The organism is Paenibacillus sp. CFBP13512 (assembly GCF_005233705.1).
Taxonomy (GTDB): domain Bacteria; phylum Bacillota; class Bacilli; order Paenibacillales; family Paenibacillaceae; genus Saccharibacillus; species Saccharibacillus nuruki.
In genome coordinates this window covers 1-1,153 of record NZ_QGAD01000045.1, presented here as the reverse complement: position 1 = coordinate 1,153, position 1,153 = coordinate 1, and the positions used below count along the sequence as shown (strand labels likewise).

Annotated in this window: 1 rRNA gene; it reads right to left on the bottom strand. The window is 52.4% G+C overall.

Annotation, left to right across the window (positions count from 1 at the left end):
* Window positions 1–1,153, bottom strand: a 23S ribosomal RNA gene (locus PaeCFBP13512_RS23120); the annotation flags it as partial.

Here is a 1,153-nt window from a genome sequence, read left to right as displayed (position 1 = left end):
TATGCGGATTTGCCTACATATCAGCCTCACTGCTTGAACGGACATCCATCAGTCCGCGTCACTATCCTCCTGCGTCATCCCATTGCTCATAACGGCTTTCGGTGGTACAGGAATTTCAACCTGTTGTCCGTCGACTACGCCTTTCGGCCTCGCCTTAGGTCCCGACTTACCCTGAGAGGACGAGCCTTCCTCAGGAATCCTTGGGTTTTCGGCGGATCAGATTCTCACTGATCTTTTCGTTACTCATACCGGCATTCTCACTTGAATGAGGTCCAGCGCTCCTTGCGGTACACCTTCAATCTTCATTCAACGCTCCCCTACCCCTGATACAAAGTATCAAGCCATAGCTTCGGTGGTGTGTTTAGCCCCGTTACATTTTCGGCGCAAAGTCACTCGACCAGTGAGCTATTACGCACTCTTTCAATGGTGGCTGCTTCTAAGCCAACATCCTGGTTGTCTGTGCAACTTCACATCCTTTCCCACTTAACACACACTTGGGGACCTTAGCTGATGGTCTGGGCTGTTTCCCTTTCGACAATGGATCTTAGCACTCACTGTCTGACTCCCGGAATAAAGTCTGTGGCATTCGGAGTTTGACTGAACTTGGTAACCCTTGCGGGCCCCGCATCCAATCAGTGCTCTACCTCCACGACTCAACTTCCGAGGCTAGCCCTAAAGCTATTTCGGGGAGAACCAGCTATCTCCAGGTTCGATTGGAATTTCTCCGCTACCCCCACCTCATCCCCGCACTTTTCAACGTGCGTGGGTTCGGGCCTCCAGTACGTGTTACCGTACCTTCACCCTGGACAGGGGTAGATCACCTGGTTTCGGGTCTACGTCCACGTACTTAGTCGCCCTATTCAGACTCGCTTTCGCTGCGGCTCCGGCTTTTCACCTTAACCTTGCACGGGAACGTAACTCGCCGGTTCATTCTACAAAAGGCACGCCATCACCCATTCATAGGGCTCTGACTTTTTGTAAGCACACGGTTTCAGGTTCTATTTCACTCCCCTTCCGGGGTCCTTTTCACCTTTCCCTCACGGTACTGCTTCACTATCGGTCGCTAGGGAGTATTTAGCCTTACCAGATGGTCCTGGCAGATTCATACGGGGTTTCACGTGCCCCGCACTACTCGGGATCCGTCTCGGAGAGA